The sequence below is a fragment of the Patescibacteria group bacterium genome (genome assembly GCA_018900835.1).
Taxonomy (GTDB): Bacteria; Patescibacteriota; Minisyncoccia; order Minisyncoccales; family PEYH01; genus PEYH01.
Genome location: JAHIFQ010000014.1, coordinates 1 through 21,739 on the forward strand (window position 1 = coordinate 1; position 21,739 = coordinate 21,739).

Annotated in this window: 20 protein-coding genes and 1 tRNA gene; 15 read left to right on the forward strand and 6 right to left on the reverse strand. The window is 36.8% G+C overall.

The window, feature by feature from the left end; all coding sequences use genetic code 11:
• Together KJ562_02355 and KJ562_02360 are read left to right on the forward strand one after the other, a co-directional pair.
• A partial coding sequence (locus tag KJ562_02355; protein MBU3964536.1) for a TatD family hydrolase occupies positions 1 to 637 on the forward strand: 637 nt, incomplete at its 5' end.
• Between the two features lie 33 nt (positions 638 to 670).
• Positions 671 to 1,669: a calcium/sodium antiporter gene (locus tag KJ562_02360; GenBank protein ID MBU3964537.1), complete on the forward strand. Its 999-nt coding sequence runs from the start codon at positions 671 to 673 to the stop codon at positions 1,667 to 1,669.
• 13 nt (positions 1,670 to 1,682) lie between these two features.
• Here KJ562_02360 and KJ562_02365 read toward each other — a convergent pair whose 3' ends face one another.
• A complete protein-coding gene (locus KJ562_02365) occupies positions 1,683 to 2,009 on the reverse strand; it encodes a hypothetical protein (protein MBU3964538.1) in 327 nt (108 codons plus the stop codon).
• A gap of 56 nt (positions 2,010 to 2,065) precedes the next feature.
• Between KJ562_02365 and leuS the strand changes: the two genes are divergently transcribed.
• From leuS to KJ562_02405, 8 genes are all read left to right on the forward strand, one after another.
• The gene (leuS, locus tag KJ562_02370; GenBank protein MBU3964539.1) at positions 2,066 to 4,468 is read left to right on the forward strand and encodes a leucine--tRNA ligase; all 2,403 of its coding nucleotides are present in this window, start codon (positions 2,066 to 2,068) and stop codon (positions 4,466 to 4,468) included.
• A gap of 72 nt (positions 4,469 to 4,540) precedes the next feature.
• Positions 4,541 to 7,891, forward strand: a complete 3,351-nt coding sequence (gene glmS, locus KJ562_02375; protein ID MBU3964540.1) for a glutamine--fructose-6-phosphate transaminase (isomerizing) — start codon at positions 4,541 to 4,543, stop codon at positions 7,889 to 7,891.
• Positions 7,892 to 7,905: 14 nt separating this feature from the next.
• Positions 7,906 to 9,378 carry a hypothetical protein gene (locus tag KJ562_02380; protein MBU3964541.1) on the forward strand — a complete coding sequence of 491 codons (1,473 nt, stop codon included), beginning with the start codon at positions 7,906 to 7,908 and terminating at the stop codon, positions 9,376 to 9,378.
• A gap of 46 nt (positions 9,379 to 9,424) precedes the next feature.
• Positions 9,425 to 11,098, forward strand: coding sequence for an indolepyruvate ferredoxin oxidoreductase subunit alpha (locus KJ562_02385; protein ID MBU3964542.1), 1,674 nt, complete (start codon positions 9,425 to 9,427; stop codon positions 11,096 to 11,098).
• A complete protein-coding gene (locus KJ562_02390) occupies positions 11,095 to 11,697 on the forward strand; it encodes an indolepyruvate oxidoreductase subunit beta (GenBank protein ID MBU3964543.1) in 603 nt (200 codons plus the stop codon). Before KJ562_02385 ends, KJ562_02390 begins: the two co-directional genes overlap by 4 nt.
• A 7-nt stretch (positions 11,698 to 11,704) precedes the next feature.
• Positions 11,705 to 12,889 (forward strand): NDP-sugar synthase, encoded by a 1,185-nt coding sequence (locus KJ562_02395; protein ID MBU3964544.1) that lies wholly within the window; start codon positions 11,705 to 11,707, stop codon positions 12,887 to 12,889.
• An 8-nt stretch (positions 12,890 to 12,897) separates the two neighbouring features.
• Complete coding sequence (locus tag KJ562_02400) at positions 12,898 to 13,830, forward strand: tRNA 4-thiouridine(8) synthase ThiI (GenBank protein MBU3964545.1); 933 nt, start codon at positions 12,898 to 12,900, stop codon at positions 13,828 to 13,830.
• Between the two features lie 56 nt (positions 13,831 to 13,886).
• Complete coding sequence (locus tag KJ562_02405; GenBank protein ID MBU3964546.1) at positions 13,887 to 14,987, forward strand: mechanosensitive ion channel family protein; 1,101 nt, start codon at positions 13,887 to 13,889, stop codon at positions 14,985 to 14,987.
• A gap of 56 nt (positions 14,988 to 15,043) precedes the next feature.
• Here KJ562_02405 and KJ562_02410 read toward each other — a convergent pair whose 3' ends face one another.
• The gene (locus tag KJ562_02410) at positions 15,044 to 15,433 is read right to left on the reverse strand and encodes a hypothetical protein (protein ID MBU3964547.1); all 390 of its coding nucleotides are present in this window, start codon (positions 15,431 to 15,433) and stop codon (positions 15,044 to 15,046) included.
• Between the two features lie 93 nt (positions 15,434 to 15,526).
• Here KJ562_02410 and KJ562_02415 point away from each other — a divergent pair, with 93 nt between their 5' ends.
• From KJ562_02415 to KJ562_02425, 3 genes are all read left to right on the forward strand, one after another.
• Positions 15,527 to 16,276, forward strand: a complete 750-nt coding sequence (locus KJ562_02415; GenBank protein ID MBU3964548.1) for a ParA family protein — start codon at positions 15,527 to 15,529, stop codon at positions 16,274 to 16,276.
• Between the two features lie 112 nt (positions 16,277 to 16,388).
• Complete coding sequence (locus KJ562_02420) at positions 16,389 to 16,736, forward strand: hypothetical protein (protein MBU3964549.1); 348 nt, start codon at positions 16,389 to 16,391, stop codon at positions 16,734 to 16,736.
• A gap of 2 nt (positions 16,737 to 16,738) precedes the next feature.
• On the forward strand, positions 16,739 to 16,996 hold the full coding sequence (locus KJ562_02425) for a hypothetical protein (protein MBU3964550.1): 258 nt from the start codon (positions 16,739 to 16,741) through the stop codon (positions 16,994 to 16,996).
• Positions 16,997 to 17,039: 43 nt separating this feature from the next.
• Here KJ562_02425 and KJ562_02430 read toward each other — a convergent pair.
• From KJ562_02430 to pth, 4 genes are all read right to left on the reverse strand, one after another.
• Positions 17,040 to 17,123, reverse strand: a tRNA-Leu gene (locus KJ562_02430).
• Positions 17,124 to 17,153: 30 nt separating this feature from the next.
• Positions 17,154 to 19,259: a type I DNA topoisomerase gene (gene topA, locus KJ562_02435; GenBank protein MBU3964551.1), complete on the reverse strand. Its 2,106-nt coding sequence runs from the start codon at positions 19,257 to 19,259 to the stop codon at positions 17,154 to 17,156.
• A complete protein-coding gene (gene dprA / locus KJ562_02440) occupies positions 19,247 to 20,125 on the reverse strand; it encodes a DNA-processing protein DprA (protein MBU3964552.1) in 879 nt (292 codons plus the stop codon). The genes topA and dprA overlap by 13 nt, the downstream gene beginning before the upstream one ends.
• A 17-nt stretch (positions 20,126 to 20,142) precedes the next feature.
• Complete coding sequence (gene pth, locus KJ562_02445; protein MBU3964553.1) at positions 20,143 to 20,673, reverse strand: aminoacyl-tRNA hydrolase; 531 nt, start codon at positions 20,671 to 20,673, stop codon at positions 20,143 to 20,145.
• Positions 20,674 to 20,862: 189 nt separating this feature from the next.
• Between pth and KJ562_02450 the strand changes: the two genes are divergently transcribed.
• Entirely contained in the window at positions 20,863 to 21,078 is a 216-nt protein-coding gene (locus KJ562_02450) for a hypothetical protein (GenBank protein MBU3964554.1), read from the forward strand.
• A gap of 125 nt (positions 21,079 to 21,203) precedes the next feature.
• Positions 21,204 to 21,737, forward strand: coding sequence for a signal peptidase I (gene lepB / locus KJ562_02455; GenBank protein ID MBU3964555.1), 534 nt, complete (start codon positions 21,204 to 21,206; stop codon positions 21,735 to 21,737).
• The last annotated feature ends 2 nt before the right edge of the window (positions 21,738 to 21,739 follow it).

Here is a 21,739-nt window from a genome sequence, read left to right on the forward strand (position 1 = left end):
CCTTACTCGGATGAAGATTGACGAGAGCGAAGCAGACAAAGAAGAGAGTCTGTTTGAGTCGGAATTTGATTACGAAGAGTATCGGAAAATCTCATTAGATAAAAAAGTAGTGGCAGTAGGGGAAATAGGGCTTGATTATTATTGGAAACCCAAGACAAAGATAAAATTGGAAAAATTCAAACAAGCTCAAAATATTTTGTTCCGCCAGCAAGTGAAATTGGCGAAAGAATTGGACTTGCCCATTATTATCCACTGCCGGATGGCGCATAATGATTTATTGGCGATATTGAGCTATCTTTGCACAATTTACGGGTCCAAATTTAAGGGAGTGATTCATTGTTTTACTGGAAATTGGGAACAGACAAGGGCATATATGGAAATGGGGTTCCATATCGGTTTCAACGGCATTATTTTTAAATTTAATCAAGACGATATCATCAAGAAAATTCCTTTAGAAAAAATGTTGATTGAAACCGACTGCCCATATTTGTTGCCTCCGAAGTATAAGAAAAAGATTAACGACCCCATGGGCGTGGAGTATGTGGCTGAGGAAATTGCTAAAACCAAGGGCATTTCTCTAAAACAAGTGGCTGAACAAACCACAAAAAACGCCAAAGAGTTGTTCGGAATAAAATGAAAAATTTTGTATAATTAATAATCCTAAAATAATATGTTGTTTTTTTGGATAATAATTTTCATTGTTTCTCTTTGCGTGATGGTCAAGGGCGCTGATTGGCTTTTAAAAAGCGCGGAAAAAATCGGCTTATCATTAGGCATCTCTCCGTTTATAATAGGCGTAACCATTGTCGGAATAGGCACCTCTTTCCCGGAGCTGATATCTTCAATAGTGGCTGTATTTAAGGGAGTGACAGAGATAGTGCCAGCCAATGCCATTGGTTCCAATATCGCCAATATTCTTTTAATAGTGGGGATATCCGCAGTTATAGGTAAACGGCTCGTAATTACCAAGAGCTTAATTGACTTAGACCTTCCGCTTTTAGCGATTTCCACAGTAATATTTTTAGGAGCTGCATGGGACCAAAAGATAACTTTAATAGAATCGTTGTTTTTGGTGTTTTCTTATGGCATTTATCTTTTATATACATTTTTACATAAAGAGGAAGCAACAGATGAAATTTATGAGGTGCTTCCAGGAAGAGCGGACAGGAGAGGGTTGCATTTGAAAGAATCAAAAAAGAAATCCCTGCTTAAAAGGCCAAAGATTGGGTCTAAAGATTTCATAATTCTGATTATCGGAATAATCGGTCTGGCATTTGGAGCAAAATACCTCATTGATTCAGTAATAAAATTATCTGAATTACTGAACATTGGAGCAGGGGTAATTTCTTTGGCAGCTGTGGCGCTTGGCACTTCTCTACCAGAGCTTTTGGTTTCAGCAAAAGCTGCCTGGCAGAAAAAATCAGAAGTTGCGTTGGGCAATATATTCGGCTCCAATGTTTTCAATATCTTAGTGGTAGTCGGGCTTCCCGGATTATTTAGAACCATTCATTTAGATGCCCAAACATTTTCTTTGGGCTTGCCGGTTTTGATTGTCGCAACCTTTCTTTTTATTATTTCTGGAATTTCTCGCAGGATTCATATTTGGGAGGGGGCGATGTATCTGGTGGTCTATGTATTTTTTATAGGAAAACTTTTTGGATTATTCTGAAAAATTTAAACATTCAAACAAAATCTTGCCATTTAAATGGCAAGATTTTGTTTTCCTTGATTTTTAATCGCAATAGTGGCAATATGTAAAATAGATAAATATCGTAGGAGGTGACAGAATATGAGGTGGATGAGGCAAGAGCCTCGCTATCTTGGCAAGGATTTGCGCGCCATATGGTGTTGGTCTTCCAAGATTGTCCTTTGTTTCCTGCTGTATATCCCCATTTTCGGGCAGATTGTTGTTCTCCCGCTCTTGCACAATGCGAGAGAATCGTGGAAATATCCACTCGGATAACGGCAATGCCGAATATCGGGGGCAAGATGGTGTGCGGTCGGTTCACAGAACCGGCCGCTTCTTTATTGAAAAATACAGGATTTTTAGGTAAGATAAAGAACTATGGCAGAATATAGTCCAAAAGAATTTGAGAAAAAATGGCAGACAAAATGGGAAGAGGAAAAGATATTTGAAGCCAAGGATTCTTCAAAAAAACCCAAATTTTTTGTTTTGGATATGTTCCCTTATCCTTCAGGAGATGGCCTTCATGTGGGTCATCCGCGGGGATATGTCGGAACTGATGTAATCGCCCACTATATGAGAATGAAGGGGCACAATGTCTTGCATCCAATGGGCTGGGATGCTTTTGGTTTGCCAGCAGAGAACTATGCGATAAAAACAGGTATTCATCCAGCGATTTCAACAGAGAAAAATATCAAAAGATTTAAAGAGCAAATGAAGTCAATCGGACTTTCTTATGATTGGTCGCGGGAAATAAACACAACTGACCCGGATTATTATAAATGGACTCAATGGATATTTTTGAAGCTTTTTGAAACAGGACTGGCTTATAGAAAAAAACTGCCTATTAATTGGTGTCCTTCCTGTAAAACAGGACTTGCTAACGAGGAGGTGGTGGCAGGGAAATGTGAGCGTTGCGGAGCAGAGGTAAGTAAAAAAGATATTGAACAATGGGTTTTGAAAATTACTGATTATGCGGAAGAATTGCTTAAAGATTTGGACAAGCTTGATTGGCCGGAAAAGATAAAAGAAATGCAAAGAAATTGGATAGGGAAATCTGTTGGCGCAGACATAGAATTCAAAATTCAAAATTCAAAATTTAAAATTCAAGTTTTTACGACAAGGCCAGATACGATTTTTGGAGCAACATTTATGGTTTTAGCCCCAGAGCATAATTTAGTGGAGAAAATTACAACTCCAGACAAGAAAAAAGAAGTTGAAAAATATGTAGAAGAAAGCAAAAAGAAATTAGATATTGAGAGACAGACAGAAGACAGGGAAAAAACAGGTGTTTTTACAGGTGCTTATGCCCTCAATCCTGCTACAAAAGAAAAAATTCCTATCTATAGTGCTGATTATGTTTTGCCAAGCTATGGATACGGGGCGATTATGGCAGTGCCGGCGCACGATGAAAGGGACTTTGCGTTTGCCAAAAAATACAATCTGCCTATTGAAGAGATAAAGCTGGATAAAACAGTTGAGCAAGCGACAAAATGGTTAGAAAAGAAAGGATGCGCTAATCCAGCGATAAATTACAAACTAAGGGATTGGATATTTTCAAGACAAAGATATTGGGGAGAGCCAATACCGCTTATTTTTTGCGAAAACTGTGCGGCTAAAGCCAAAAGCCAAAATCCAAAAGCCAAAAGTAAAGAATTTAGTAAAGGAGAATTATTGAATCCAGGGTGGGTTGCTTTATTGGAAGAGGATTTGCCTTTAGTCCTGCCAGAACTTGAAAAATATGAACCAACTGGCACAGGCGAATCCCCTTTGGCAAGCAAGTCAGATTGGGTTGAAACAACTTGCCCAAAATGTGGAGGCAGGGCTTTGCGCGAAACTAATACAATGCCTCAATGGGCTGGCTCTTGTTGGTACTTCCTCGCATATGTAATGCTCGGAGCACAAAATAAAAAAGCCAAAACCAAAAATCTAAATTCAAAATTCAAAATTCAAAATTCAAAATTGATTAAACATTGGCTGCCAGTTGACTTCTATATCGGCGGAGCAGAACATGCGGTTTTGCATCTTTTGTATTCAAGATTTTGGATTAAGGTTTTAAAAGATGAAAAAATTCTGCCATTTGACGAGCCATTTAAAAAATTAAGAACAATTGGTTTGATTTTAGCATCTGATGGACAGAAAATGTCTAAATCTAGAGGCAATGTTATCAATCCAGATGAAATTATTGAGAAATACGGAGCTGACGCTTTCCGCCTCTATGAAATGTTTATGGGTCCTTTTGACCAACCGATTGCTTGGGATACCAAAAGCATCATAGGCGCCAGAAGGTTTTTAGAGAAAGTATTCAATCTTTCTCAGAACCTTTTTAAAGAGACGGATTTGGGAACGAAGAAATTATTAAATAAAACAATTAAAAAGGTTGGCGAGGATATTGAGAGCCAGAAATTTAATACTGCCATTGCCTGCATGATGGAATTTATTAATTCCGTAGAGGAAATATTCTCGGGTGACTTCAGAGATTTTTTGAAGATCCTTGCTCCATTCGCGCCCCATTTAAGCGAAGAATTATATCAATCAGATAAGTCAATATTTCAAGAAAATTGGCCGAAATATGACTCGAAAATGATTGTTGAAAAAGAAGTGAGCATGATTATTCAGATTAATGGTAAGGTTCGTGGCACAATTGTTGTCTCTACAGGATTATCTGAAAAAGAAGCAGTCAATTTAGCCATTGAGTCCGATATTGCTAAAAAATGGCTTGAGAATAAGAAAATCAAAAAAACAATCTTTATCAAAGACAAATTAATTAATTTTGTGGTATAGAAAATTTACCCTTCGCTACGCTCAGGGTGTAAGAATTTCTAACGCTCGCTTAGCTCGCGAACAAATTCTAACATGTGCGGAATAATAGGTTATGTTGGTAAAAAGCAGGCCCTTCCTATAGTTATGGAAGGACTTAAGCGTCTTGAATATAGGGGCTATGATTCAAGCGGCGTTGTGGTTTTGAATAAGGGGGCCGAAGTCGTAAAGACAAAAGGAAGAATAGAAGATTTAAGAGAGAAGTTAGGGGACATTCAAGGCACTACAGCCATAGGACATTGCCTTCCTCCAGATACTCTAATTCAATTGGCTGATGGCAGTATTAAAGAAATCGGCAAAATTAAATCAGGAGAAAAGGTTTTATGTTTAAATACTAAGAGTTTAAAATTTGTTAACGGCAGAGCAAAGGTTTTTAAACACAAATCACCCACTTCTCTGCTTGCAGTAAAAACAAACTCAACTTTATTTAAGGCCACCAAGGAACACAAGATGCTAGTTTTCAAGGATGGCCATATAACATATAAGAGAGCGAAAGAGCTTTCTATGGGTGACATTCTAATCGTTCCCAAGAGGATAGATATTAAGGGAGGAAAGCTAACTTTTCCTGAAGCTGATACGAGGAGATATTATGAGCTCCCTGATAGCTCAGTTGAAAAAATGAAGCTTGTCTTGAAACAGAGGAAGTTATCAAAAATAGAGGCAGCGAGAGCCATTGGCATAAGCGCCTCCTATTTAGGCCACATATTGAAGAACGATCGTAAATGTAGAGAGGATCAGCTTAAAAAGTTATCTAAATTTTTTCAAGGCTATGGATTAGAAAAAGAAGCGATGCCAATAGATACATCTTGGGGTAAATTTATCACCCTACCCAGAAGGAGTACGCCTGAGTTAATGCAGATTATTGGTTATTTCCTTGGGGACGGCACGGCTCAGCCCAAGAGTATCAGATTCAAGGATATGGATAAGGATTTATTGGAGGAATATAAAAAATTAATTCATCAGGTTTTCAATGTTGAGGGTCGCATAGTCTCTCAAAATGATACCAGAGCTTATTTACTAGAGGTCAACAGCACTTATCTTTCTAGATGGTTTAAAGAGAATGTGGTTCTCGGCAAGCAGAAGCTATTAGAAGAGATGGGCAGAGCTTCTTTGCGCGAGATAGCAGCTTTTTTAAGAGGATTATTCGACGCAGAAGGTTGTGTGGCCACACAAAGCAAGCAGATAGCTCTTAAATTGGCAGATGAGAGAATAGCAAGAACAATCCAATTTTTATTGCTTAGATTTGGAATCTTGAGTTCTTTTTCTAAAGCAGGGAGGAGAATTAAGGGCTGGCTGCCTGTTTCTGGGGTAGTGTTCAGCGATTGGCAAAGCGTTAAGAAATTTCAGGAGTCTGTTGGGTTTTCTTCAGCCCTAAAATCAGCCAAACTTAGTAAACTTTTAAAAACCTTATCCAAGAATCGCTTGAATTTCAGTTTTAAGTTTTTCCCTTTTACTAAAAAAGAAATTTATAAAAGATACAATGCATTTCTTAAGGATAGTAGTGTAGAAATTAAGAAGAAATTAAGCCCAAGAGATGAGAGTTTTCTTACTCGCAGAATCTTAGAAGAGATTGTTGATTACCAATCTAAAGAGAAGGGCAACGATTTAATTAAAGATATTAGTAGATTCTTGAATTGTGATGTTGTGTTCCAGCCAATAAAACAGATTAAAAAAGTACGATCAACTTTTGAATTTCTCTATGACTTAGAGGTTTCTCCTCATTCTAATTTTATTGCTAATGGAGTTGTATCTCATAATTCAAGATGGGCAACGCATGGAAAGCCCTCTGACCTTAACGCTCATCCTCTTTGGGATTGCAAAAAAGAAATCTTTGTTGTTCACAATGGAATAATTGAAAATTATAAGCAACTTAAAGAAGAATTAATAGCGCGAGGGCATAAATTTATTTCAGAAACAGATACAGAAGTTTTGCCTCATTTGATTGAAGAAAATTATAAGGGCAACCCTTCGGCAAGCTCAGGGCAAGCTTTAGAAGAGGCCGTCCGCTTGTCTCTCCAGAAAATTGTTGGCGCTTATGCTATTGCTGTGGTTTGTGAAAAAGAACCAAATAAAATTGTCTTTGCCAGGCAATCCAGCCCGTTGTTAGTTGCTTTAGGCGAAGGAGAGAATTTTATTGCCTCTGATGCTACGGCAATATTGGGTTATGCTAAACAAGTTATCTATTTAGACGATGGAGAAATGGGAGTAATCACTCCTGATGATTTTCAAGTTTTTACTTTAGAGAATAAAGAAGTCAAGAAAAGTTTTCATAAGATAGAATGGGACATAGAGCAGGCAGAAAAATCCGGTTATCCTCATTTTATGTTAAAAGAGATTTTTGAAGGTCCAGAAACAATTGAAAATGCTATAAGAGGAAGAATGATATTAAAAGATGGAATGGCTAAGCTTGGGGGATTAGAACCAGTTATAGACAAGCTAAAAAAAATAGACAGAATTGTTATTGTTGCCATGGGAACCGCTTTTTTAGCTGGAAAAGTGGGCGAATATATGCTTGAAGAATATGCTGGCATTCCCGTAGAAGTAGAAAACGCTTCAGAATTTAGATATAAAAAATCAATTATTAATAAGAATGATGCGGTCTTAGCAATTTCCCAGTCAGGAGAAACCGCTGATACTCTTTTCGCAGTAAAAGAAGCCAAAAGAAAGGGCGCCCTTACTTTAGGCATTGTTAATGTGGTTGGCTCAAGCATTGCCAGAGAAGTTGAGGCAGGTGTTTACAATCACGCTGGTCCGGAAATAGCAGTCGCCTCTACTAAGGCCTTTATTTCCCAACTAACTATCTTAGCTCTTTTAACTGTGTTTTTAGGTAGGCAAAGGAATATGTCTTTAGTAACAGGCAAGAGAATTTTAGAAGAATTAGAGAAATTACCAGAACTTTGTAAAAAGATTTTAGAGAAAAAAGAAGACATTAAGAGCTTAGCAGAGAAATATTTTGCTTATAAAAATTTTCTTTATCTTGGTAGAAAATACAACTATCCAGTTGCTTGTGAAGGCGCTTTAAAACTAAAAGAAATTTCATATATCCATGCTGAAGGCATGCCAGCAGGAGAAATAAAACATGGGCCCATTGCTATGATTGATAAGGACTTCCCTAGTTTTGTCGTTGCTTTAAAAGATAGTGTTTATGAAAAGAATGTTTCTAATATTGAGGAAATAAAAGCCAGAGACGGAAAGGTTATCGCTTTAGCAACAGAAGGAGATGATTTATCAACTGATGATGTTGTATTCGTGCCTAAAACCTTAGAAATGCTTAGCCCAATTTTATCAGTTATTCCTCTTCAACTTTTTGCTTATTATATTTCGGTAAAAAAGGGCTTAGATGTGGACAAGCCAAGAAACTTGGCGAAATCAGTCGTGGTAGAGTAATTAAACATTATTTTATGGAAATTCGATTTATTTCTCATATTAGAGCAAGTAATCAGAACGGTACAGGTTTTTTCTATATACCCAAGGATAAGGCGGGTTCATTGGGGCCAGGAGATTGGGTTCGGGTTCAGGCGTCGAACGATATTTATTTTTTCGCCAAGACAATATTCTATTCTAATCAGATAGGGATATATGTGCCCAAGAAAATCGTTCAAAATAATAACTTACTGAATAACAAAATTGAGATTCGGCTACAGAGAATTAATGGCTTTTACGCTAGCGTATCTTTAGACGGGAGACTATATATTCCTCAAGCAGTTGCAGAAGTCCAAAAGTTAAAGCGAAACGATGTTGTTTTAGTGAAAGCCATAAAAGACGATAAGATTATTAGGGAAAAATATTCCAAGATACATATTACTTTTAGAGGCCGAGAGGGACGAAGCGAATACACCTGCGTCTTTGATAAATATTTTCATGGCAAAGAGTATATATTTACTATCGAGAAACAGACCGCAGAAGTAAATATAGAAAAATTAAACCCAATAATAATTTCGGCCCTAAAAAATACTCACTATGCTTTTATCGGCGGGGATTCTGTGATTGCTTTTAGTGGAAATAAAATGCCGATAATTATTAATTCTAATATAAAATATTGCGATATTGCATTTTATTTAGGAGCATATTTTGCAGACGGAACAAAGAAAGGAAATAGTTGGGCAATTTGTGCTTCCACTTTTGATCAAGCAAGAGCTTATCTAAAGATGCATAATTTTTTGATTAAAGATTCGAGCCCAGAATTCATAATTTCTTATACAAACATTTATAAAATTAATCCAGAGGAAGTCAAAAAAGAATTGGTTAAAATATGGGAAGATAAAATTGGGATCAGGGTTAATAAAACTAGAATAAGAGAACCCATAGGTAAATCGCCGGGCAAATGGAATAAATATGGAACTTTGATTATTAGAGAACACAGAATAGCGCTATTAGATTTTTATAATTCTCTATTGGGTTCGTTATTAAAGGAGATTCTGTTTAATAAGGACAAGAGATTAGCCATAGATTTTATATGTGGCGTGCTGGAGGGCGACGGCTACGCCCCTGCCACTAAACGAGGACACATTACGATTTCTACTAATAAGAATGAAGCTACAATTTTGGAAAATATTCTTGATGCAGTTCAAATAAAATTTAAAATTTACAAGGAGCATCAAAATAGTTATTTTCTAAGAATTGGAGCCCTGGAGATATTAAGAAATTTTCATTTTTTGAAAGATAAAATTTTTATTCTATATCCCGAAAGGCACAAGGCTTTTTTTGAACGATTAAAAACCGTTGGAGGAGTCAGATTTTTTATAGAAGGACATGAGCCAACGGGTTGGGTAAAGGCTTGGCTAAAAGAAAATGGATTTTTAAACGCAGAATATGATACTACGGAGAAGGGCGAAGAGCTTGGGAAGAACCTAAAAAATGCGACGAGCTTATAGATCCGATTAACAGACCCTCTTTTTCATGTTAGTATAAAGACATTATATGAATTGGGAAAATATTTTTTTAAAAAAACAATCCGGAAAAGAAATTCTTTTAGGGAATAACGCTATTATTAGAGCAGCCCTGGAAGCAGGGGTTCAGTTTGTCTCTACTTATCCTGGCACGCCTACTTCGGAAATCGGTGATGGATTTTCCTTGCTTAAAAAAGCAGACAAGGGAAGTTTTTATTTTGAATATTCTATAAATGAAAAGGTTGCTTTAGAAGCAGGAATTGGAGCAAGTTTTTCAAATTTAAAAACATTGGTAGCGATGAAAAATTTCGGTTTGAATGTGGCGAGCGATGCTTTACTGCCCTTTGTATATACTGGAACAAGAGGTCCGACAGTGATAGTCGTGGCAGATGACCCTTCTTGTCACAGTTCTGGACAAGAAGAAGAAAACACCAGGGGATTTGCATCTTTAGCGCACATACCTATTCTTGAGCCGTCTGATTCGCAGGAATGCAAGGATTTTACAAAAATTGCCTTTAATCTTTCTGAAAAATTTGAAATTCCGGTTATCTTGCGTTTGACCACGAGAGTTGCCCATCAAAGCAGTATTGTGAAATTAGGAAAAATAGAAAAAGCGGATAGAAAAGTAGGATTTAAAAAGGATTATAAGAAATTCGTTACTATGCCGCCAAGAGTCCTGGAAATGCATCAGGAGCTTTTGGATAAGATTAGTAAAATTAGAAAAGAGTCAGAACAGTCAGCAATAAATTTAATTGATGATTCGTCAGTTTCTGCCAAAATTGGAATAATCACTTCAGGTGTGAGCTATTTGCACACAAAAGAAGCTCTCCAATCGCTCAATTTAAAAATTCCTATTTTGAAATTAGGATTTTTCCATCCTTTGCCGGAAAATAAAATATCGAAATTTATAAGACCCTTGGAAAGGGTTTTGATAATAGAAGAATTAGACCCGTATTTGGAAAAAGAAATAAAGATTTTAGCAAAAGATGTTAATCCCAAATTAGAAATCATGGGCAAGGGATTATTGCCTGAAGTTGGAGAGCTAAAGCCAGAGCAGGTTATGGAAGCAATCGCCAAAGTGGCTGAAAAGAAATATCAGGCACCCAAAATTAAGCTACCTGTTAGCATAAAAAGGTTCCCCAATCTTTGCCCTGGCTGTCCCTATTGGTCTGTTTTTAACGGCGTTAAGCAGGCGATTAAAGAATCGGGCTTGAAAAATGAGGACATTGTATTCGGAGGAGGAATCGGTTGTTATATGCTTGCTTCTTTTGCTCCGCACAATATTCAAGATTATTTGCTTTGCATGGGTTCTTCCATAGGCATAGCTCATGGCATTAAGAAAGCAGATAAAAAACAAAAATTAATTTCTTTTGTCGGTGATTCAAGTTTTTTTCACGCTGGAATCCCCGCCCTAATCAATGTTGTTCACAACCAATCCAACCCCTTGATTATTTTGATGGACAATCAAATTACAGCAATGACTGGTCAACAGCCGTATCCAGGTATTGCTGAATCAGGAAGAAAAGAAAAAGGACAGAAAGTTAAATTAGAAGAAATTGTGAGAGCGTGCGGAGTGAAATATTTAAAAATTATTGAGCCAGCAGAGGATTATAAAAATTTTGTGAAAACAGTAAAGGAGTTTATTAAAAAGGAAACAGTGGCTGTTATTATTGTTCGTCGTCCTTGTATTAGGATAAAGAGATGAAGAAAAATAATCAACAATTTAATATAGTGCTTTCAGGCGTTGGTGGGCAGGGACTGATAACCTTGGGCAATATAATCGCTGAAGCCGGATTTTTAGAAGGCAATGAAGTTAAAATGTCCGAGCTTCATGGGCTTTCCCAAAGAGGCGGTTCTGTGGCAGTGCAGGTTAGAATTGGAAAAAGTATTTTTTCTCCCTTAATTACCCGAGGAGAGGCGGATTTGGTTTTGGCAATGGAAAGAAGCGAGGCCTTAAAAAGTTGCTGTTTTTCCTCCAGAAAAAGGACAATATTTTTGATTAATGATTTTGAAATTTATTCTCCTTCTTTTGGAAATCAAAAACTTCCTGCGTTAGAAAAGATTATTTCTGAAATCAAGCCATTTGCTAAAGAAATTTACAGTATTAAGGCCTCGGACATTGTGCAAGAACATCTGGGATTAAGTATCTTGGCAGGGGTCTTTATATTATCCGGAGCAGCACACAAAGGATTAATTCCCCTAAGCCCTGCCAACATCTTGAAAGCAATTAAAGAAAATGTGCCGACAAGGATGGAATTGAACGAGAAGGCATTTTATCTCGCCAAGAATAATTTTAAGATTTAAAAAAGATATGGAAGCAGTAATTATGGCAGCAGGTAGAGGGGAAAGGACGCAACCACTTTCTTCTGCGAAACAAAAACACTTATTGAAAGTTTTAGGTAAGAGCATTTTAGAGCATAATTTAGAACAATTAAACGGATTAGTAGACACCGTTATTTTGGTTATCAGGCCGGATGAGAGATGTAAAGAAATTAAAAAAATAATCGGGAGAAAACATAAAGGCCTCAAAATAAAATACGCGTTGGAGCAAGAGCCATTGGGCACAGCTGATGCTGCGAAAACCGCCTTGCCTTTTATCGGGGAAAGGTTTTTGCTTTTAAACGGAGATGATTTATATAGTCATAATGATATTAAAAAGGTCTTGGAGAAATTTCCGTGCATTTTAGTTAAAGAAGTTAGCCAGCCAAAATTTTTCGGAATTGTGGGTATTTCTAATGGGATAGTAAAATCATTTATAGAAAAGCCGGAAAACTCGGCCTCTAATTTGGCTAACACAGGCCTGTATTATCTGCCAAAAGACATATTTAAATTTTCAATTGAAAAATCAAAAAGAGGAGAATATGAATTTACCGATTACATTAAGAAATTTATTATCAAAGAAAAACTCAATATTCAGGAGGCAGAGCAATGGATTCCAATTTCATTTTGTTGGCATCTTATTGAGGCCTGCGAGGCGTTGTTAAAAAAAATAGAAGGGACCAATCAAGGGAAAATAGATAAGAATTGCGTGGTTTCCGGGAATTTATTGATAGGCAAAGGAACGGTTGTTAAAAAAGGAACGCGTATAGAAGGTCCTGTTTATATCGGCAGGAATTGTTTGATTGAGCAGAATTGCTTTATCAAAAAATTTAGTAGCATCGGAGACAGGGTTAGAATAAGGGATGGGGCGACCATAGACAATTCTATAATAGGCGACAAAACAGAAATAGGCCCGAAGTGTTTTATCGCTGATTCTATAATCGGAGATGGTTCTAAATTAGGGGCAACTACAACCACATTGAATTTTAATGAGGACGGCCAAACAATAAAAACATCAGCCAAGGGAAAAATTATTGATACCAAAAGAGCGAAATTAGGAGCAGTTATAGGAGATAGGGTAATTACAGGAGCTGGAGTCATTATTTCCCCGGGCAAAAAAATCTGGCCCAACAAGTCATTGGTTGATAATCAGAGAGTTGTTGAAGATATTCAATAAAATCGTTTATGAAGAAAGCCAAAGCATTGGTCTTATTGTCAGGTGGATTGGATTCTATTCTGACAGCCAAATTATTATTGGAACAAAAGATAGAAGTAGAGGCCCTGGTTTTCAAGAGCTGTTTTTTTGATTCCAAACAAGCAGAGATAACAGCTAAAAAACTCGGCATCAAATTAAGGATTATAGATTTTTCAAAAAAACATTTTGAAATGGTTAAAAATCCGAAATATGGCTATGGCAAAAATATGAATCCCTGCATTGATTGCCACGCCCTGATGCTTAAATACGCCAAAGAAATAATGACAAAAGAAGCGTTTGATTTTGTTGCAACCGGCGAGGTTTTGGGGGAAAGGCCAATGTCGCAAAACAAGCAAGCCCTGCAGTTGATAGAAAAACAGAGCGGGCTTAAGGGATATCTTTTAAGGCCATTATCAGCCAAATTGCTTGAACCGACAATAGCAGAGCAAAAAGGTATTATTGATAGGGATAATTTTTTGGCAATTAAGGGGCGTTCACGGAAAGAGCAATTGGCTTTGGCAAAAAAATGGAAAATTGATTGGTTTCCTGCGCCAAGCGGAGGATGTCTTTTGACTGACTCTTGTTTTTCAGAAAAATTAAAGGACTTGATAAAAAATAATAATAATCCAGATGTGAGTGATATTAATTTGCTTAAAATCGGCAGACATTTTTGGGATGACAAAGTTAAAATAATTATAGGCAGAAACCATCAGGAGAACTTAGAATTGAAAGAAGCAGGCAAAAAAAATGATATTTTGTTGGAAATGAAAGAACCAGCAGGCCCGACTGCTTTGATAAGGGGGTCAAAAGAGATGGTTGGCGAAAAATTAATTGAAAAAGCGAAAGAATTGATAATTTTATACGCGCCAAAAGCAAAAAACAAGAAAAAAATATTTTTTGATGTATTTTTGCCCGGCTCCTGATTTTGGTTTAATTTTTCTATCTGCTATAATGTAAAAATATTCGTTTAGAAGAAGAAATGCTAAATATAGTTTTTATAAAAGATTATTTAAATCAGGCGTTAAGCAACCGACCAGAATCATTGAGTATGGCCTTCTGGGGCAACACGCTTTTTGACTATTTAATAGCGCTATTCGTTTTTATAGTGGTTGTTCTGATTTTAAGGATTTTTAAAGAGGTTATAATCGTGGAATTGAGGAGATTGGCAAAGCGTACGAAAACAAAATTTGATGATGTGATAATCAGGATGATTGATTCTGTTGGTTGGCCCCTTTATGTCCTTCTTTCTTTTTATTTATCCTTCCTATTTTTACACATTCCAGCGGTTGTGGAAAAATATTTCCCAACAGTCATTTTCGTTTTTATGGTCTTTTATATTATAAAGGCCATTCAGATTTTGATTGACTTCAGCACTGAAAGGGCGATGGTTCAAGACGCAAAGGACGGAAAAATAGACCGCCCAGGTATGCGGTTCGTTGGTAAAATAATAAAGATTATAGTATGGGCGTTCGGACTTATTATTATTTTGCGGTCTTTTGGATATAATATCACTGCTTTGGCAGCCAGCTTGGGAATTGGAGGAATTGCAATTGCTTTCGCTCTGCAAAATGTTCTGGCAGACATATTCGCCTCATTTTCCATTGATATTGACCGGCCGTTTAAATTGGGGGATTTCATTTCTATCGGCGAAGAAATGGGCAAAGTAAAGAGTATCGGAATAAAATCCACTCGTTTGCAAAGCTTGCAGGGAGAGGAGTTGGTTATATCTAATAAGGAGCTCACAAATTCCCGCATTCATAATTTTGGTCAAATGGAAAAAAGAAGAGCTGTTTTTATATTAAGTATTGCCCACGACACTCCGTTTAAAAAAATAGAAAAGATTCCAGCAATGATTAAGAATATTTTGAAAAAAATTAAAGGAGTTGAAATAGACAGAGTTTATTTTAAAGAGCTTGGTCCGTATAATTTAGGATTTGAGGTTGCTTACTTTTTCAATTCAGCTGATTTTGATGATTTTGTAGAGGCAAGAGAGGCGATTAATTTTGGGATTAAAAAAGCGCTTGATAAAGAAAAGATTTCTATGGTTAATCAAGCGCCAAGAATCATTCCGAAGAAATAAATTTATTATAAAAAAGAAATGAGGCCGGGTCTTGCGACTCGGCCTCTTGTCTTCGTTCATCGTAGAGAAAGCGCCTCTTGGAGCGTTTCGCCCGTTCGTGTTGGGTGGCAGAATAAGCAGCCCAATGATTCAAAGCAGGAGCGCTCATATATGAACGGAGAGATGGCGATGACTGTAGTTTGACTTTTCTTTTTAGTTTCTTCGATAAGGCAGTGCGCATTTGAGCCAAATAGCCCATCAGACAATCGAGCATCTATCAATATGATGTCCGGATGTCTACTGCGTATCTGTCTTGCCCCATCCTTACATGTCTCGCTCACGGCGATTTCGTATTCGCCGACTACTTTTGCTTCTACTTGTTGGCGCACATCTATAGGTACGCCTATTAGCAGAATCGTCTTCATTTGTTCCCCCTCTTTGATTTTTGAAGATGATATGCTGCGCATATGAAAGTGAAAGCTGTTTAAACATTACCATATTATGAATATAAAGTCAAATTTTGAATTGTGTTTTTAAGACAAATATACTAATCTATAATAATGGTTAAAATTATTGCTTTATCCAATCTTAAAGGCGGAACAGGCAAGACAAATGTAGCTGTGAATCTTTCTATGTTTCTTTCCGCTCTTGGGAAGAGAGTTTTGCTCGTTGATTTAACTCCGCAAGGAGACGCCACTTTTTCTTTAGGAATCAAAAGCAGCCCAAATTATGTGGGCGATGTTTTGTTGCAAAAAATTAGGCCAAAATTAGCAGTCAAAAGTACCCCTTATTTCGCATTTGACATTATGCCTTCTTTCCCGGAATTAATCTCTGTAATTGGGAGAATCAGGGAATCGCACAAGCCAGAGGCACGGATTAAAGAGGCAATTGAAAAAATGGAAGAGGACTATGACTTTGTTATTATAGATACTTGTCCTGATTTTAATATTCTTACTCTAAACGCTCTTTATGCAGCTGATGAAATTATGATTCCCATTCAATCAGAATATCTTGCTTTAAGGAGCGCTAATCAATTGGTTTCTATGATTCGTTCTTTCAGACCATTAAAAGAAAAAGAGATTAGCGCGGTTTTGACAATGTATGGCTGGAGAAGCAAAATTTCAAGAAGCATTTCCAAGGCGATTAAAAATGAGTTTTCAGGATATATTCACAATACTATTATTCCTCGGGCTGCTATTTTATCCCAAGTAACAGAATCTAAAGAGCCGATTTTAAAAACCGCTCCCAATTCCCGCGCCTCCCGCGCCTTCAAACAATTAGCCGAAGAAGTAATCTCCCGCAACAAATAACAAGCAATCAATAATCAATAATCAGTAATGATGTCGCTAACTAAAAACCTTGTTTTTTTAAAATTATTACTCTATAATATCAAAGATATAATGAAAACATTATGAAAACATTATGAAAACAAAAACACTCCAACTTTATAAGAAACTGCTTCCTCAGAAAATAGCTGTTTTAGTTCACAAAGAGGGAAATGGTTTTTGGGCCGAAATCAAGGGTAGAGGATTAGAAAACTGCCATACACAAGCAGAGAATTTTAACGAGTTGATAAAAATGGTTAATGATGCCATTTTTGATTATCTGGAAATCCCTCTCAAGGTCAGAAAGGACTTAGGTTTTTATCTTCCGTGCTCGATTATTAATGCCCTAAAAGAAAAGGCCATAAAGAGAAGGGGCCAGCTAATTTTAAAATACATTAATGACCAGACAAAAGTAAAAAGAGAAGTTGCCTTTACTTTGGCTTAAACATGGCGAAAGGAACTAAGCCAAAATTCACAAACTGTCGCCCCAAACAAGTTTTAGCTGCCTTGAATAAAATCGGGGATTTTTCTTTTTGGCAAGGCGCGAGTCATCTTATAATCAAGCATAAAAAAACGGGCAAAAAGTTCTCAATTCCACGGAGCGGAGTAATCAGTAGGGGGTTGATGAACACCTTTGTTAAAAAATATTTGGTGGGTCAATTAGGATTTACAGAAAAAGAAATTTATAAATACCTGAATTGTTGATTGATAACAAAAAAATAACCCGAGAGGGGTATTTTTTTGTTTGTGCCGGAGGTGGGGGTCGAACCCACATGGGAGTAATCCCACAGAATTTTGAATTCTGCGCGTAAGCCAATTCCGCCACTCCGGCTCGTTTTCCGTTATTTTACAGTATTTTTGCTCATTTTTCAATCTTTTTAGAGGTTTTTTCGCACTCTTTATTTGAGCATTTTGTTTGCTTTCTTTTTGTTATTATCATCAACGCCCCGCATTTTTCGCATTTTTTTCCAGTAGGTTTGTCCCATAAAGCAAAATCGCATTTCGGGAATTTATTGCATCCGTAAAATATTTTTCCTTTCTTGGTTCGTTTTTCAGTAACTTCTCCTATCTTACATTTAGGACATTGGATTCCTAATTTATTATCTTTTAATGATTCTGTGTATCGGCATTTCGGGAAATTAGTGCACGCGTAAAACTTGCCGAACCTCCCTAACTTTATAATCAATTCTGCTCCGCATTCTGGGCAGATTTTATCAGTTTTTTCTTCTGCAATTTCCTGCTTGGAAAGTTCTTTTTCCTTTTGAGCAAGGGTTTCTGCAAATGGCTTATAAAAATCACCCACTACATTTTGCCAAATTTCCTTTCCTTCAGCGATTTCATCTAAGTTTGCCTCCATTTTGGCAGTAAAATCAATGTCAACGATTTTTGGAAAATGCTCTACCAATAAATCATTTACCACTAAGCCGATTTCTGATGGCTGGAATCTTTTCTGGTCGTTCTTGAAGACATAATTTCGCCTTTGAATCGTTGAAATAATCGGAGCATAAGTGGATGGCCTGCCGATTCCGTATTGCTCTAATGCTTTAATCAAAGACGGCTCATTATAGCGGGCAGGAGGTTGGGTAAAATGTTGTGAAGGCGTTAATTTTATTAAATCTAAAATTTCTTTTTCTTTAATTTCTGGAATCTCGTTTTCTCCAAATTGCAATGGATAAACTTTTAAAAATCCTTCAAATTTTAATATTTGTCCTCTTGCCTGAAAAATATATTTGCGGGATTCTGGATTTTTTGCTTCAATCTTTACATCTGTAGAATCAAGAATCGCTTCGCTCATTTGGCTTGCCACAAATCTTGACCAGATTAATTCGTAAAGTTTTGCTTGAGCTCCTTCTAAATTAAGTTTTTTGGGGTCATTTTGAGGATTGGAGGGTCTAATTGCTTCGTGCGCTTCTTGCGCTCCCTTACTTTTTGTTTTATATCTCCGCGAAAAACCAGGCCAATATTTTTCTCCGAAATTTTCAATAATATATTTTTTTGCTGCGAAAGTGGATTCAGTGGAAAGATTCAAAGAATCTGTTCTATGATATGTGATAAGGCCTCTTTCGTAAAGGTTTTGCGCCAAAGACATTGTTTTATATGAACTTAACCGCAATCGCTGTCCAGCAGTTTGTTGTAATGTGCTAGTTGTGAAAGGTGGAAAGGGATTTCTCTTTATTGATTTTTTGTCAATGCTTTTTATTTCAAAAACCGCATTTTTTAAATCATCAACTATTTCTTCCGCTTCTTTTTGCGCCTTAATGCCCAATTTTGGAATTTTTTTACCACCTTTTTCTATCAAAGAGGCTAAAATCTGATTTTTTTCTGCGTTTGGATTTTGAGTTTTGGATTTGTTTTGAGTTTTGGATTTTGAAATTTGGATTTTGCCAAGCAGGGCTTCAATGCTCCAATATTCTTCTGCTTTGAATTTTTCAATTTCCCTTTCTCGTTCCGCAATGAGCCGTACTGCTGCTGATTGGACCCTGCCAGCTGAAAGACCGCGAGCGACCTTTTTCCATAAAAAGGGAGATAGCTTGTATCCCACGATTCTGTCCAACACTCTTCGCGCTGTCTGGGAATCTACTAAGCTTGTGTAAAGTTGGCGCGGATTTTTTAACGCCTCTTTAATTGCTTTTTCAGTTATTTCATGGAAAACAATTCTCTGATAATCTTTTAATTTCAAAATTTCTTTAAGATGGTAAGCGATTGCTTCTCCTTCTCGGTCCTCATCAGTGGCCAAGATGACTTGAGAAGAATTGCTAACCAATTTTTTCAAAGAATTAACTGTTTTTCTTGATTTTGTGGGAATAACATATTGGGGAGCAAAATTATTTTCAATATCTATGCCTAATTTTGATTTAGGCAAATCCCTGATATGACCAAAACTGGCAGCGAGCTCGTACTCTTTGCCTAAAAAGTTGCCGAGAGTTTTTCCCTTAGTGGGGCTTTCCACAATAATTAATTTTGCCATTTGTTTTTTATAATAAATGTATTGTTTCCAAGATTTCTTATTATTCCTGTCATTTCTAGATTGATTAGAAGCGAATTTATTTTTGTTGAAGACAATTTAGTCAATTCAATTATCTTATTGATATGCAGGGCCTGATTTTTTAAGATATCTAATATCAATTTTTCTTCTGGCGAGATATTTGTAATCCTCTGCCTTATTATTTTTGGACTTATTCCGAACTCTTTGAAAATATCTTCTGCTTTTTCAATTAATTTCGCCCCATTTTTGATAATGCGATTACATCCTTTAGAGTTTGGTGCATAAATAGAGCCGGGCAAAGCAAAAACTATTTTTTTCTGTTGGAATGCGTGTCGGACAGTAATCAATGCCCCTGATTTTTCTTTTGCTTCAATAACCAATACAGCTTGGCTGATTCCTGAAATTATCCTGTTTCTCTCAGGGAAATTGCTTTTATGTCCCGGCGTGTTCGGCGGATATTCGGAAATAATTGCTCCGTTGTTTTCAATAATTTTTTTAGATAAACCGAGATTTTCTTGAGGGTAAATGCTTTTGTCGTCAATTCCAGTCCCCAATACTGCGATTGTTTTGGAATTATAGTCCAATGCTGTCTGGTGGGCAATAGTGTCAATGCCTTTTGCCATCCCGCTTATAATTGCGAATCCAGCTTGGGCTAATTTAGAAACAATTTCTATTGTTGCTTGTTTGCCATAATCAGAACATCGCCTTGTTCCAACTACTGCGATTATATGGGCGCTGTTAAAATCCAGATTTCCTTTATAATACAAGACCCTTGGCGGGTCAATTATTTCTTTCAGTGATTGTGGATAAAGAGGATTGTTTATGTCTATTGTATTGATGTCTTCCATTGAAAGAGGGTGTAATTTTACAGGGCGGAGAATAAAGACAAAATTGATTCTTGTTTTATGTCTTTCAATTGTCCCAATTCTTGCTTTGTGAATTTTTGCAAAACAAATTTTTTTGTATCTATTTTGCCCTTTTTTTTATTCAAAATTCCTATTTTAAATTGTTTGAAATCTTTGGTTCCCAAACAAGAAATTATTGACTCAATTCCTTTGTGTCCGCCAGAGCCAGAGTCATTTTTGATTCTTATTTTCCCGAATTCCAAATCAATGTCATCATGCACAACCCAAAGTTCGCTGATTGGTATTTTGTAAAAAGCGGTTAGCAGTTTTAATGACTCGCCGGAATTATTCATAAATGTCTGGGGTTTTGCCAAAATCAATTTTTTGTCTCCATGTTCCCCGACACAAATTTTTGCTTTTAACCGCTTTTTATTTTCCCAAACAGAAAAATCACCATTTTTTCTTATTTGGTCCAGGATTTCAAATCCAATATTATGACGGGTGTTTTTAAATTTTAGGCCCGGGTTTCCAAGCCCGATTATTAAAATCATTCTTTCATTATATACTCATTTCAAAAAAACAAGCAATTTAATTGTTAGGGTCCGCCCCCAACATTGTTGACCTTTGGCTAGTTTAGGCGTATAGTAAAAATACTATTCAGAAATCTCCTGTAGGAGGCAGGAGTACACAGCTCATTCAAGCACAACGAGAAATCCGCTTAAAGGTGAAGGGGGTATTGCATGGCACAGAAGGATTCGGAAGAATTAGTTTCAACAAGTGGCGATAACAGCGATATTGCGCCAGAGGAATTGGCATGGATACATGAATCACAAAGAATGGATACTCTTCGCGCATGCGTGTTGCGTGGCGAGATGCATATTTGTGAGGGGCCCCACCTTCGCATATCAAGTAGTCAAACCTCGGTAATCAAGCATAGGGTTAAGGAGTTTTTCTAACCATCGCAACCTTATGCTTCTTGATGCGGGGACTGCCATCCAGCCAGCCCCCGCTCTTCTTTTGTTGTCAAAACATTGCTTTTGGTCTACAATTATTAAATCATCACTAAATTGTAATTCGGATTATGAAAAAAATCATCTTTTTTATTTGGGAGATAGTCAAGATAAGCATTGTGGCCTTGATAATAGTTGTGCCTATCAGGGCATTTGTTTTTCAACCGTTTTTTGTAAGCGGCGCCAGCATGGAGCCAAATTTTCATGATTATGATTATCTTATAGTTGATGAAATTTCTTATCGTTTGGGCAGTCCTGGTCGGGGCGATGTGATAGTTTTCTATAATCCGAATGACACGAGCAAGCGACTAATAAAAAGAGTAATTGGTTTATCAGGAGAGACGATAAAAATTGTTGACAACCAGATTTTTATAAAAAATGATGATGAAGAGTTTTATATCTTGGACGAATCAGAATATTTGTCTACTGATAGCAAAACCGCGGGCCATATTGAGACAATGCTTGGAGATAATCAGTATTTTGTTTTAGGAGATAATCGCAATGTTTCTTTGGACTCAAGGTCATTTGGTCCAGTTAACAGGGACTTAATTATCGGAAGAAGCGCTTTTCGGTTATGGCCATTAAGTGTTTTTATGGACAAATAATA